Here is a 13349-nt window from a genome sequence, read left to right as displayed (position 1 = left end):
GCGACCTCAGCCCACCTTCGCCTGCTGCGGCAGGTTGCCCTGGATGATCGTGTGGATCACCTCGTCGGCATCATGCAGCTGCTTGGCATACACGTCGGTGTCGAACACCGTGCCCTTGGCCGGGGTGCTCGGCAGCACTTCGCCCTTCTGGTCGCGCAGGCTCACTTCGGCCTTCATCGACAGGCCGATGCGCAGCGGGTGTTCGGCCAGCTGCTTGGCATCGATGGCGATGCGCACCGGCACGCGCTGCACGATCTTGATCCAGTTGCCGCTGGCGTTCTGCGCCGGCAGCAGCGAGAACGCCGAGCCGGTGCCCAGGCCCAGGCTCTGGATGCGGCCCTTGTACTTCACGTCACCGGCGTACAGGTCCGACTTCAGCTCCACTTCCTGGCCCAGGCGCATGTGGCGCAGCTGGGTTTCCTTGAAGTTGGCCTCGACCCACATCTGCTCGGTCGGCACCACGGCCATCAGGGCATTGCCCGGCTGCACGCGCTGGCCCACCTGCACCGAACGACGGGCCACGTAGCCGGTGACCGGCGCGACGATGCCGGCGCGGGCGTTGTTGAGGAAGGCCTGGCGCAGCTGCGCGGCGGCCGCCTGCACGTCCGGCTGGGTGGCGATCACGGTGTCGTCGACCAGCGCGCGGTTGCGCTCGACGGTCTCGCGCGAACCGGCCACGGCCGCTTCGGCCGCAGCCAGCTCGTCGCGGGCGTGGGCCAGTTCTTCGTTGGAGATGGCGCCGGTGGCGGCCAGGTCCTTGCGGCGAGCGAAGTCGTCGCGCACGCGCTTCAGGGTCACCTGGCGGGCGTTCAAGTCCGCCTGCGCGCCTTCCACGCTGCGGTACAGGCCACGGGTCTGGCGCACGGTCTTGGCCAGGTTGGCTTCGGCCTGCTGCAGCGCCACCGACGTGTCGGACGGGTCCAGCTGCACCAGCAGCTGGCCGCGCTCCACGCGCATGCCGTCATCGGCATTGATGGCGACCACGGTACCGGCCACCAGCGGGGTGATCTGCACCTGGTTGCCCTGCACGTAGGCATCGTCGGTCTCTTCGAACCAACGGCCGAACATGAAGTACCACAGCGCCAGTGCGGCAAGCAGCAGCACGACGATCACGAACAGGCCGCGCAGCAGGTTGCCGCGGCGGTTGGGGGCGGCCGGGGCCGCGGTGTCTTGGGTCTGGCTCATGGCGGGCGTCTTCAGGAATGCGAGGAATCGGAATGGGAGGCGATCGGTGCGCGGTCGGCGTCAGCGGGCTGGAAACCACCGCCCAGCGCCTTGCTCAGGCGCACCGAGGTCTGCACCTGCTGCGACTGCAGGCCGGCCAGCTGCTGCTGCGATTGCAGCAGGGTGGACTGCGCGGTCAGCACGTCCAGATAGCTGCCGATGCCGGCGCGGTAGCGCTGCTGGGCCAGGTCGAAGGCCGAGCGTGCGGTGTCCACGGCCTGCTGCTGCGCGTGCGCCTGCTGTGCCAGCGAGCGCACCGCGTTGACCTGGTCGGCGACGTCGCGCAGTGCATCGAGCACGGCCTGGTTGTAGTTGGCCACCGCCAGGTCGTACTGCGCGTCGGTGTTGGCCAGGTTGGCGCGCAGCTTGCCGCCTTCGAAGATCGGCAGGCTCAACGCCGGGCCGATGTAGGCGAAGGTGGAGCTGCTCTTCAGCAGGTCACCCACGTTCGGGGCAACCACGCCGGCCAGCGCGGTCAGGTTGAAGCTCGGGTAGAACTTGGTCTTGGCAACCTTGATCTGCTTGTCGGCCGCTTCCACGCGCCAGCGCGCAGCCACGATGTCGGGGCGACGGCCCAGCAGTTCGCTGGGCAGCACGCCCGGCAGCTGCAATGCCATCGGGTTCAACGGCTGCGGGCGCTGGATCGACAGGCCACGATCCGGACCCTTGCCGACCAGGGCGGCCAGCGCGGTGCGGGCGGCATCGATGCGCTGCTGCGCGGCCAGTACCTGCTGCTGCGCGGCCGGCACGCGGGCCTCGGCCTGGCGCACCTGCAGATCGCTGTCGATGCCGGCGCTGCGGCGTTGGCGGGTCAGCTGCAGCGACTTCTGCGAGCGGGTCAGTTCTTCCTCGGCCACGTCGTTGAGCTGCCACGCGTAAGCCAGATCGGCATAGGCCTGGGCAATGCCGGTGGACAGGTTCAGGCGTGCGGCCTGGGCTTCGACGGTGGCGGCATGCGCGCCATCCACGGCGGCTTCCCAGGCGGCGCGCTTGCCGCCCCACAGGTCCACGCCGTAGCTGAAATCGAAGGCGACCTGGCTGCTGCCGCCATAGCGGCCGCCCATCTCGCTGCCGACCATCGACTCGGGCAGGCGCAGGCCGGTGTAGCCACCGGACACCGACAGGCTGGGCAGCTCATCGGCACGCGCGGTGCCAACCTGGGCCTGGGCCTGGCGCAGGCGCGCATCGGCGGCGTCCAGGCTCGGGTGACCGGCCAGGCCCTCGGCAACCAGCGCGTCCAGCTGCGCATCGCCCAGTGCCTTCCACCAGTCCTGCGCCGGGAAGCCGGCGGCGCTCAGGTCGGTGTCGGCCAGCGTGCGTTCGCTGTGCAGGCTGTCCACATCAAGCACGTGGCCCTGCGGATTGAGGCCACGGCTGCTGGCGCAGGCGGCCAGGGCCAGGGCCAGCGCTGACACCAGCAGCGCGCGCCCGGACCGGCGGAGAGTGGAATGCGGGATCGGGTTCATGGGGTCGTCAGTGAATCGCGGATTCGGGTAAGGAGGGACAGCAGCAGCGTGCGCTCATCGGCGGAAAGATCGCGCAGGGCGTAATCCATCACCGCGTCGCCGCGCAGCTTCAGCCGCGCCCACAACGCGCGGCCTTCATCGGTCAGTACGATCTGCAGTGCCCGCCGGTCCTGCGCATGCGGCTCGCGGCGGACGCAGCCCAGCGCCTCCAGCTTGTCCAGCAGCCGGGTCACCGCGCTGGGCACCTGGTCGATGGCCTGGGCCAGTTCGTTGGCGGTGCACGGCGCCATGCTGGATAGCACCTTCAACCCGATGTAGTGGGTGAAGCCGATGCCCAGATCTTCTTCAGCCATGGACGCGTCGAGTTGGCGGACCAGGCCGTCGCGCACCTGGCGCAGCAGCAGGCCGAAGCTGGGGGGAGTGGTTGCAGGACAGATCATGGGGGAGCATTCTCTTCCAAAAAAAATATTTCTCAATGGAAATATTCGATCTGGCATCGAATGCTGTGTTGCAGCAGCGGGCTCGATCAGTGAAGGCGCCTACCTTAATGATCTGGTCAGGTGGCCCGGTAGTACAATCCAGCCAATGGATGACACATTTCAGCCAGTGGACATGATGAACAAGGCAGAAATTCAGGTTCCCAAGCGCCTGCTCAGGGATGACGCACTGGACTGGTTCGAGCGCAATGACGGCCCGCCGGTCATCGCCTTCCGCTTCGACAGCCAGCAGGGCCTGGCCCGTGAGGTGGACTGGCACCACCACCAGCGTGCCCAGCTGATCTGCGTCGAACGCGGCCTGCTGACCACCCGCACCTCGCATGGCACCTGGTCGCTGGCGCCGGGCTCGGCCGGCTGGATGCCGCCGCTGGAACCGCACACGGTCACCCTCGACGGCCCGCTGCGCGGCTGGGGCATGGCGTTGGCCGCACCGGCCTGCGCCACCCTGCCCGCCGACCCCTGCGTGCTGGGCCTGTCCAAGCTGGCGCAGGCGCTGGCCGACCGCGTCTGCGAATGGCCGCTGGGCTATGACACCACGCCCGAGCGCCAGCACATCATCGACGTGCTGCTGGACGAGATCCGAAGCGCGCCGCGGCAGCGCATGCACCTGCCGATGCCCCACGACCGGCGCCTGCTGAAGATCGCCTCGCAGTTGCTGGCCGACCCCTCCGACGAGCGCAGCCTGGCCGAATGGGCGCATTGGGCCGGCCTGTCACCGCGCAGCCTGACCCGTCACTTCCGCGACGAGACCACGCTCAGCTTCGCCCAGTGGCGGCAGCAGGCCCGCCTGTCCGAGGCGCTGCGCCAGCTGACCGACGGCCGCAGCGTGGCCGACATCGCCCACGCGCTGGGCTTCAGCAGCGCCAGCGCCTTCGTCACCGTGTTCCGCCGCCACTTCGGGCTGCCGCCCGGGCGCTACCTGGCACGGGCCGGGCACGGCCTGGAAACCGGGCTGGACCCTGCACGTGGCTTGGCATCCCCGGCCGCATCCGGATAATCACAGGATTGCGAGCGGCGACCGCCGTCGCCGCCTCCCGACAACAGGTAACAACGCCGCATGACCGAACTTGCCCGCCCCGTGTTCCACGGATTCGAACAACTGCCGCTGCGCGAGTACGCCGAACGCGCCTACCTCGACTACTCGATGTATGTGGTCCTGGACCGCGCCCTGCCGTTCATCGGCGACGGCCTGAAGCCGGTGCAGCGCCGCATCATCTATTCGATGAGCGAGCTGGGCCTGAACGCCGCGTCCAAGCCGAAGAAGTCCGCGCGCACCGTCGGTGACGTCATCGGTAAGTACCATCCGCACGGCGACAGCGCGTGCTACGAGGCGCTGGTGCTGATGGCCCAGCCGTTCTCGTACCGCTACCCGCTGATCGAGGGCCAGGGCAACTTCGGCTCCAGCGACAACCCGAAGTCGTTCGCGGCGATGCGTTACACCGAATCCAAGCTGACCCCGATCGCCGAAGTGCTGCTGGGCGAACTGGGCCAGGGCACCACCGACTGGGCACCGAACTTCGACGGCACCCTGCAGGAGCCGACCTGGATGCCGGCGCGGCTGCCGCACCTGCTGCTGAACGGCACCACCGGCATCGCCGTGGGCATGGCCACCGACGTGCCGCCGCACAATCTCAACGAGATCGTCAGCGCGCTGCTGCACCTGCTGGACAACCCCGATGCCAGCGTGCGCGACCTGTGCGAGCACGTGCAGGGCCCGGACTACCCGTCCAGCGCCGAGATCATCACCTCGGCCAACGACCTGCGGAACATCTACGAGACCGGCAACGGCAGCGTGCGCGCACGTGCGACCTTCACCAAGGAAGCGCACAACATCGTGGTCACCGCGCTGCCGTTCCAGGTGTCGCCGTCGAAGGTGATCGAGCAGATCGCCGCGCAGATGCGCGCCAAGAAGCTGCCGTGGCTGGAGGACATCCGCGATGAGTCCGACCACGCCAACCCGGTGCGCGTGGTGCTGGTGCCGCGTTCCAACCGCGTCGACGCCGACCAGCTGATGGGCCACCTGTTCGCGACCACGGACATGGAGCGCAGCTACCGCGTCAACCTCAACGTGATCGGGCTGGACGGCCGTCCGCAGGTGAAGAACCTGAAGATGCTGCTCAGCGAATGGCTGACCTTCCGCAGCAACACGGTCACCCGCCGCCTGCAGCACCGCCTGCAGAAGGTCGAGCGCCGCCTGCATCTGTTGGAAGGCCTGCTGGTCGCCTTCCTCAACCTGGACGAGGTGATCCACATCATCCGTACCGAGGACGAACCGAAGGCGGCGCTGATCGCGCGCTTCGGCCTGTCCGACGACCAGGCCGAGTACATCCTGGAAACCAAGCTGAAGCAGCTGGCCCGCCTGGAAGAGATGAAGATCCGTGGCGAGCAGGACGAGCTGGCCAAGGAGCGCGAAAAGATCCTCGGCATCCTCGACAGCAAGGCCAAGCTGAAGAAGCTGATCCGCGACGAACTGACCGCCGACGCCAAGAAGTTCGGCGACGCCCGCCGCTCGCCGCTGGTGCAGCGCCAGGCGGCACAGGCCATCGACGAGACCGAGCTGGTGCCGAGCGAGCCGATGACCGTGGTGCTGTCGGAGAAGGGCTGGATCCGTGCGGCCAAGGGCCACGACGTCGATGCCTCCGCCCTGTCCTACCGCGACGGCGACGCCCTGCAGGGCGCGGTACGTGCGCGCAGCACGCAGCAGGTGGCGTTCCTCGACAGCGAGGGCCGCGCCTACTCGACGCCGGTGCATACCCTGCCTTCCGCGCGTGGCAACGGTGAACCGCTGACCGGCCGCTTCTCGCCGGCACCGGGCACCAGCTTCGTGACTCTGGCCAGCGCCGAGCCGGACACCCGCTTCGTGCTGGCCTCCACCCACGGCTACGGCTTCGTCACCCGCTTCGAGAACCTGATCGGCCGCAACAAGGCCGGCAAGGCGATGCTGAACCTGTCGGCCGGTTCATCGGTGCTGACCCCGTCGGTGGTCGCCAACGTCGCCACCGATCGCATCGTGGCGGTGACCAGCTCCGGCAACCTGCTGGCGATCGCCGCCAACGACCTGCCGGAACTGGACAAGGGCAAGGGCAACAAGATCATCGAGATCCCGAAGGCCAAGCTCGCCACCGAACGCGTGGTCGCCGTGGTTGCAATCAGCCCCGGCCAGACCCTGCAGGTACGCAGTGGCCAGCGCACCATGGGCCTGAAGTTCAACGAACTGGAAGCGTACCTCGGCGCCCGCGCCACCCGCGGCCACCTGCTGCCGCGCGGCTGGCAGAAGGTGGAAGGGTTGTCGGTGGAGTGAGGGGTGCGGGGTCGGATCCCTTTCCAGGGGAAAGGGCTCTGACCCCGGGAATCCGCTCCTGGTAGGTGTCAACCTTGGTTGACGCACCTTGCCGGAGATCAGACACGAAAAAGCCGGGGCATTCCCCGGCTTTTTCGTTGTCGGCTGGCGGGCGGTAGAGCAGCTGGCGGGCGAAGGCTGGCTGGCGGTGCTCTGGTGCTGGCTGGCGACAGAACGCTGTGCTTTTTCTGGTAGAGCCGACCGCTGGTCGGCTGCTTTTTGCAGAGCAGCCGACCAGCGGTCGGCTCTACCGGGTGGTCACCGGGCATGGCCCGGCGCCACCTGCGGCTCAGTGCGCCGGAGCGCCGTTGCCGTCGATCTTGCTCAGCTGGTACAGCTCCAGGCCGATGCGCTTGATCAGGCCCAGCTGCTGCTCCAGCCACCAGGCGTGGTCTTCCTCGGTGTCCTTCAGCTGTGCAAGCAGGATGTCGCGGCTCACGTAGTCACCCTTCTCCTCGCACAGCTTCATGCCGGCGGCGAGATTGTTCCGAACGGCGTATTCAGTATCGAGATCCTTCTGCAGCATCTCCTCCACGGTCTTGCCCGGCTCGGTGGCATGCGGGCGCATGTCCGGGTCGCCGCCCAGGAACAGGATCCGGCGCAGCAGCGCATCGGCGTGCTGGGTTTCCTCTTCCATCTCGTGGTTCAGGCGTTCATACAGCGCGAACAGGCCCTGGTCCTCGTAGCGGCGGGAATGGATGAAGTACTGGTCGCGGGCAGCAAGCTCGCCGCGCAGCAGTTCCTTCAGGCAGGCGATGACGTCCGGGTTGCCTTTCATGGGGGGGCTCCTGTGAATCGATGTGACATAGGGTGCCGCATTTCAAAATACGGTGATCTAATCGGAATCAGTCGCAGTTGCGCCTGCGGCTACAATCAGCCCACGAGTTCGGAAAGGACGTGCGATGCGACGTACATGGCGTTGGGTGCTGGGCGTGTTGATCGCCATCATGCTGGTCACCGCCCTGGTGCTGTGGCTGCTGCTGCGCGGCAGCCTGGCCGACCTGGATGGCGAGCATGCGCTGCCGGGCCTGGCCAAACCGGTCACCATCGAGCGCGATGCGCTGGGCGTGGTCACCATTACCGCCAGCAGCCAGGCCGACGCGATGCGTGCGCTCGGCCGCGTGCATGCGCAGGAACGTTTTTTCGAGATGGACCTGATGCGCCGCAGTGCCGCTGGCGAGCTGTCGGCGCTGTTCGGGCCGAAGGCCATCGATGCTGACAAGCGGATGCGCGTGCATCGGCTGCGCGCGCGCACCGAGGCGAACATGCAGGCTGCGCTGGGCGACAACATCGAAGCCGTGAGCGCCTATATCGGTGGGGTCAATGAGGGCTTGGCCGATCTCTCCGTGCGCCCGTGGGCCTACCTGCTGCTGCGGCAGTCACCGCAACCGTGGCAGGCCAGCGACAGCGTACTGACCGGGCTGGCCATGTACGCCGACCTGCAGGACCCGGACAACCAGACCGAGCTTGCGCTCAGCCGCATCCGCGCGGTGGTGCCGCCGGCGCTGTACGCACTGATCGCCCACGACGGCACCGAATGGGATGCACCGCTGTTCGGCGAACCCACCGGCAACGCCGCCCTGCCCGATGCCAGCCAGCTGGACCTGCGCACGTTGAAGGGAAAAACGGGCACCGAGCAGGAAGAGGCCGACGTCATCGGCAGCAACAACTTCGCGGTGGCCGGTGCACTTACCGCCGACGGCCGCGCGATCGTCGCCGACGACATGCACCTGGGCCTGCGTGCACCCGGCCTGTGGTTCCGCGTGCGCCTGCGCTACCCCGACCCGCAGGCCGCCGGCGGCCAGGTCGATGTCACCGGCTTCTCGCTGCCCGGCCTGCCGGCAGTGATCGTCGGCAGCAACGGGCACGTCGCCTGGGGCTTCACCAACAGCTACATCGACACGGCGGACTACCGCGCGGAACCGGCCAACGCCGCGGTGACCGTGCACGAAGAACGCATCGCCGTGGCCGGCCAGGCCGACGTGCTGTTCCCGGTACGCGAAACCGCCTGGGGGCCGATCCTGCATACCCATGCCGATGGCAGTGGCGATGCGCTGCGCTGGGTCGCACACCTGCCCGGCGCCGTGCGCTTGGACTTCGCTGATCTGGCCCGCGCCGGTGACCTGGACGGTGCACTGCACTTCGCCGACCGTGCCGGCATCCCCGCGCAGAACCTGGTGGTCGGTGATCGCAGCGGGCGCATCGCCTGGCGCCTGATCGGCGCCCGCCCGGACCGTGGCCCTGGCTGTGCACCGGCCGGCTTCAATGCCGCCAGCAACCAGGACTGCGCGCCGTGGCCGATCCGCAGCGATGCCTCGCCGGCATTGATCGATCCCCCCAACCATCGCCTGTGGACCGCCAATGGACGCGTCCTCGACGGCGAGGCACTGGCCAGCGTCGGCAACGGCGGCTATGACCTCGGTGCCCGGGCGCGGCAGATCCGCGACCTGCTGGCGATCCAGGAGCGCTTCGACGAGCACGACCTGCTGGCTATCCAGCTCGACGACCGCGCCGTGTTCCTGCAGCGCTGGTGGGCTCTGCTGCACGACGTCATCGAACGCAGTGACGACCCTGCGCTGAAGCGTTTGAAGGAGGTCAGCCATCAATGGGGCGGGCGCGCCTCGGCCAGTTCAGTGAGCTACCGGGTGGTGCGTGAATTCCGCACCCAGGTGATGGAGACCCTATCCGATGCACTGCTTGCCCCGGCCAACGCGCAGCTGGGCGATGCCTATCTGGATCCGCGCCTGGCACAGCTGGAAGGCGTGGCCTGGCCGATGCTGCAGCAGCGTCCGGCCAACCTGCTGCCACCGGCCTTCGACAGCTGGGATGCGCTGCTGATCGACGCCGCGCGCCGTACCGAGCGTGAGCTGGCCAAGCAGGGGCCGTTGGCCAAGCGCAGCTGGGGCGAACGCAATACCGCGGCGATCTGCCATCCCATCGCGCGGGCACTGCCGGACATCGCCAAGCGCTGGCTGTGCATGCCGGCCGACCGCCTGCCCGGCGACCGGGACATGCCGCGCGTGCAGACGCCGAACTTCGGCGCCTCCGAGCGCATGGTGGTCTCGCCCGGCCACGAGGCCGACGGCATCGTGCACATGCCCGGCGGCCAGAGCGGCCACCCGCTGTCACCGTACTGGGGCGCCGGCCACGAGGACTGGGTGCATGGGCGCCCGACGCCGTTCCTGCCCGGCAAGGCGCAGCACACGATGACGCTGGTGCCGGCCCGGTAGTGCCGGCCGCTGGCCGGCAACCTCATGATGCTGGACACACTTGCCTGGATGCCGGCCAGCGGCCGGCACTACCGTCCAGCACTCAGACCCTGCGCCGCTCGATCAGGTTCAGCAGCGGCCCGGTCATCGCCGTGGTCACCAGCGCCATGATCACCAGCACCGCAAACAGGCGGTCGCCGAGCAGGCCCAGCTCGTAGCCCAGGTTGAGCACGATCAGCTCCATCAGGCCGCGGGTGTTCATCAACGCGCCCAGCCGCCACGCTTCGCGCGTGGGCATGCCGGCACTGCGCGCGGCACTGAAGGTGCCCAGCAGCTTGCCTGTCGTGGCCACCGCGATCACCACCACGCACAACACGATGTCGCTGGCCTGCAGCGCATCGGCGCGCATGCGCAGCCCGGTCATGGCGAAGAACAAAGGCAGCAGCAGGGTGACCGCGAACGGCTCGACACGGGCCATCAGCAGGTCACGCAACTGCGCATTGGACGATACCGCGACGCCCGCAGCGAACGCCCCGAACAGCGCGTGGATGCCCAGCATCTCGGTGACCAGCGCACTGCCCAGCGACAACAGCAGGATGCCGAGCAGCCAGCGCCCCTCACGGCCCGGCGCAACCTGCTGGCGCGCGAACCACGGCTTCACCAGCCCCAGCATCAGCGCCACGAACGCGACCACGCACAACAGGTTGAGGCTGGCCGGCAACCAGCCGCTGGCCTGGGCGGCGGCCACGATCAGCGCCAGCAGGCACCACGCGGTGGCATCGCCCAAGGCAGCGCAGGCGATCGCGGTCTGCCCCAGTGGCGTCTGTATGATCCCGCGATCGGCCAGGATGCGCAGCAGCACAGGGAAGGCCGTGATGCTCATCGAGATACCCACGAAAAGTGCGAATGCGGTGAAGCCCACACCCTGTGGTCCGTGCTGCGGATACAACCAGATCGCCAACGCGACGCCGAGCACGAACGGCACTGCAATGCCGGCATGGCTGACCGTGAAGGCGAAACGCCGGCGGCCACGCAGCGCCGCCAGGTCCAGCTCGGCACCGGCCACCAGCAGGAACATCAGCACGCCCAACTGGCTGAGCATGCCCAGCGGACCCAGCGAACTGGCCGGGAACAGCGCACCATGCAGCTGCGGCAGCAGGCTGCCGAGCACCAGCGGCCCCATCATCAGGCCGGCGGCCATCTCGCCGATCACCGCCGGTTGCCCGAAGCGCTTGAGCAGCGCACCCGCGCCCTTGGCCACCAGCAGCAGCACCAGCAGCTGCAGCAGGAACAGGCCCAGCGGAGACGCCAGATGCTGTGTCCAGCTGCCTTCGGCCGCAGCCGTGGCACGGGCAACCGCCTCGGGCGCCGCCGGCCCGGCATACCGCGCCAGCAGCACGCCAGCCAGCAACGGCACCCCGGCCCAGGCCAGGTAGCGCCATCCCCACTTGATCGGCGGCGCCCGGCCCCCGGTCTGTACGTCCATGAACATTCCCCAATGTGCAGGGGGCGATGATACAAAAAGGGGACGGAGGGGATTAAGGCGTTAATGGCACAAACGACTTGATCTCCTCCGTCCCCTTTTTGGCGCTTAGGCCAGTGCCTGCGCGTGCACGCCGGCGATCGCGCGACCCGACGGATCTGCAGCCGCGGCGAAGCTGGCATCCCAGGCAATGGCCGCCGGCGACGAACAGGCGATCGACTTGCCACCCGGCACGGTCTCGGCAGCCGCACGGCTCGGGAAGAACTGCTCGAACAGGTGGCGGTAGTAGTACGCCTCCTTGGTCTGCGGCGGGTTGTGCGGGAAGCGCTTGTCGGCCGCTGCCAGTACGCGGTCGCTCACCTGTGCTTCGGCATGTGCCTTCAGCCCATCGATCCAGCCGTAGCCAACGCCATCACTGAACTGTTCCTTCTGCCGCCACAGGATGCTGTCCGGCAGGTAGCCGTCGAATGCCTCGCGCAGCACCGCCTTCTCGATGCGACGGCCACCAAAACCGGCACCGACCATCTTGTGCGCGGCATCGAAGCGCATCGCCACATCGAGGAACTCACGGTCGAGGAACGGCACGCGCGGCTCCACGCCCCAGGCCATCATCGACTTGTTGGCGCGCAGGCAGTCGTAGTTGTGCAGGGCGTCGAGCTTGCGTACCAGCTCGTCGTGGAATTCACGCGCATCCGGTGCCTTGTGGAAGTACAGGTAGCCACCGAAGATCTCGTCGCTGCCCTCGCCGGACAGCACCATCTTCACCCCCATCGCCTTGATCCGCCGCGCCAGCAGGAACATCGGCGTCGAGGCTCGGATGGTGGTGACGTCGTAGGTCTCGATATGGCGGATCACTTCCGGCAGCGCATCGAGGCCTTCCTCGAAGGTGTACTCGAAGCCGTGATGCACGGTGCCCAGCGCTTCGGCGGCGATCGCAGCGGCGGCCAGATCGGGCGAGCCCTTCAAGCCGATCGCGAACGAGTGCAGGCGCGGCCACCAGGCTTCGGTCTGCCCCCCATCCTCAATGCGGCGACGTGCATAGCGTGCGGCCACCGCTGCCACCAGCGACGAGTCCAGGCCACCGGACAGCAGCACGCCGTACGGCACGTCGCTCATCAGCTGACGCTCCACCGCATGCTCGAACGCCTGGCGCAGTTCGGCCAGATCGGCCTGCCGGCCCTGCACGTCGGCGTAGTCGCGCCACGGTTGCTGGTAGTAGCGCACCAGCTCACCACTGGCACTGTCGAAGTAGTGCCCCGGCGGGAACTGCGCGACGTCGGCACAGGTATCGACCAGTGCCTTCATTTCCGAGGCCACGCGCAGGCGCCCCTGGGCATCGTGGCCCCAGTACAGCGGCACCACGCCGACCGGGTCACGCGCCACCAGCACGCGCCCGCTGTCGCGGTCCCACAGCGCGAAGGCGAAGATGCCGTTGAGCTGTTCCAGCCACTGCGCCGGCGCGCCCCCCTGGCGGTACAGCGCGTTGATCACCTCGCAGTCCGAGCCGGTCTGGAAGTCGTAGGCGGTGGTCAGTGCCGCCTTCAATGCCTGGTGGTTGTAGATCTCGCCGTTCACCGCCAGCGCCAGCTGGCCATCGGCCGACAGCAGCGGCTGCGAACCACCGGCCGGGTCGACGATGGCCAGCCGCTCGTGAACCAGCAGCGCACCTTCGTCGAGGTATACGCCGCTCCAGTCCGGGCCACGGTGGCGCTGGCGCTGCGACAGTTCCAGCGCATGGCGGCGCAGGGCTGGAAGATCGTCACCGGCCTGCAGGCCGAAGATTCCGAAGATCGAACACATGGGAGAGCTCCTGTTGGGGGATTTCACGGGTGGGAAGGTGTTCGACCGGCCATCCAGGCCCGGGTGGGGCTGCGCCCGGGCACAAAAAAACCCGCATCGGCTGATGCGGGTTTTCTGGTGTCCGGGCGTGTGTTGCTGTCTATCTACCCAGGGCGCAGTCCCGCATCGGCCGCGCACGATTATTCGCGCGCAGATTATTGCGGTTGTTGTTATTGACGGCGGTGGCCAGGCGGATCGACATGGCATCGACCCTACCCCGGTTTCCGGCACGGCGCAACCGTTGCGTTGGCAACCACTCCACGGCGCGCATAATGGCCCGCCGTGAAACGT

General features: G+C 68.0%; 9 protein-coding genes. 3 read left to right on the top strand and 6 right to left on the bottom strand.

Annotated features, from left to right (window positions below; all coding sequences use genetic code 11):
* Positions 1-6: 6 nt before the first annotated feature.
* The 3 genes from emrA to emrR are packed head-to-tail and all read right to left on the bottom strand — an operon-like array spanning position 7 to position 3130.
* Positions 7-1185 carry a multidrug efflux MFS transporter periplasmic adaptor subunit EmrA gene (gene emrA / locus ACUZUJ_RS06785; RefSeq protein ID WP_014036529.1) on the bottom strand — a complete coding sequence of 393 codons (1179 nt, stop codon included), beginning with the start codon at positions 1183-1185 and terminating at the stop codon, positions 7-9.
* An 11-nt stretch (positions 1186-1196) separates the two neighbouring features.
* The gene (emrC, locus tag ACUZUJ_RS06780) at positions 1197-2690 is read right to left on the bottom strand and encodes a multidrug efflux transporter outer membrane subunit EmrC (protein WP_049446211.1); all 1494 of its coding nucleotides are present in this window, start codon (positions 2688-2690) and stop codon (positions 1197-1199) included.
* Positions 2687-3130: a multidrug efflux system transcriptional regulator EmrR gene (emrR, locus tag ACUZUJ_RS06775; protein WP_014036527.1), complete on the bottom strand. Its 444-nt coding sequence runs from the start codon at positions 3128-3130 to the stop codon at positions 2687-2689. The genes emrC and emrR overlap by 4 nt, the downstream gene beginning before the upstream one ends.
* Positions 3131-3302: 172 nt before the next feature.
* Here emrR and ACUZUJ_RS06770 point away from each other — a divergent pair, with 172 nt between their 5' ends.
* Both ACUZUJ_RS06770 and parC read left to right on the top strand, forming a co-directional pair.
* Complete coding sequence (locus ACUZUJ_RS06770; RefSeq protein WP_042358602.1) at positions 3303-4184, top strand: helix-turn-helix domain-containing protein; 882 nt, start codon at positions 3303-3305, stop codon at positions 4182-4184.
* Positions 4185-4244: 60 nt separating this feature from the next.
* Positions 4245-6488: a DNA topoisomerase IV subunit A gene (gene parC, locus ACUZUJ_RS06765; protein ID WP_510468073.1), complete on the top strand. Its 2244-nt coding sequence runs from the start codon at positions 4245-4247 to the stop codon at positions 6486-6488.
* A gap of 328 nt (positions 6489-6816) precedes the next feature.
* Here the strand turns inward: parC and bfr are convergent, their stop codons facing one another.
* Positions 6817-7305, bottom strand: coding sequence for a bacterioferritin (gene bfr, locus ACUZUJ_RS06760; RefSeq protein WP_005408763.1), 489 nt, complete (start codon positions 7303-7305; stop codon positions 6817-6819).
* 124 nt (positions 7306-7429) lie between these two features.
* Here bfr and ACUZUJ_RS06755 point away from each other — a divergent pair, with 124 nt between their 5' ends.
* Complete coding sequence (locus ACUZUJ_RS06755) at positions 7430-9757, top strand: penicillin acylase family protein (protein ID WP_049446216.1); 2328 nt, start codon at positions 7430-7432, stop codon at positions 9755-9757.
* Between the two features lie 82 nt (positions 9758-9839).
* Here ACUZUJ_RS06755 and ACUZUJ_RS06750 read toward each other — a convergent pair whose 3' ends face one another.
* Together ACUZUJ_RS06750 and asnB are read right to left on the bottom strand one after the other, a co-directional pair.
* Positions 9840-11228 carry a cation:proton antiporter domain-containing protein gene (locus ACUZUJ_RS06750; RefSeq protein WP_458220072.1) on the bottom strand — a complete coding sequence of 463 codons (1389 nt, stop codon included), beginning with the start codon at positions 11226-11228 and terminating at the stop codon, positions 9840-9842.
* A gap of 99 nt (positions 11229-11327) precedes the next feature.
* Entirely contained in the window at positions 11328-13019 is a 1692-nt protein-coding gene (gene asnB / locus ACUZUJ_RS06745) for an asparagine synthase B (protein WP_049446221.1), read from the bottom strand.
* Positions 13020-13349 lie beyond the last annotated feature (330 nt).

This window comes from Stenotrophomonas sp. S4 (assembly GCF_054187805.2).
This window is presented reverse-complemented; position numbering and strand designations above follow the sequence as displayed.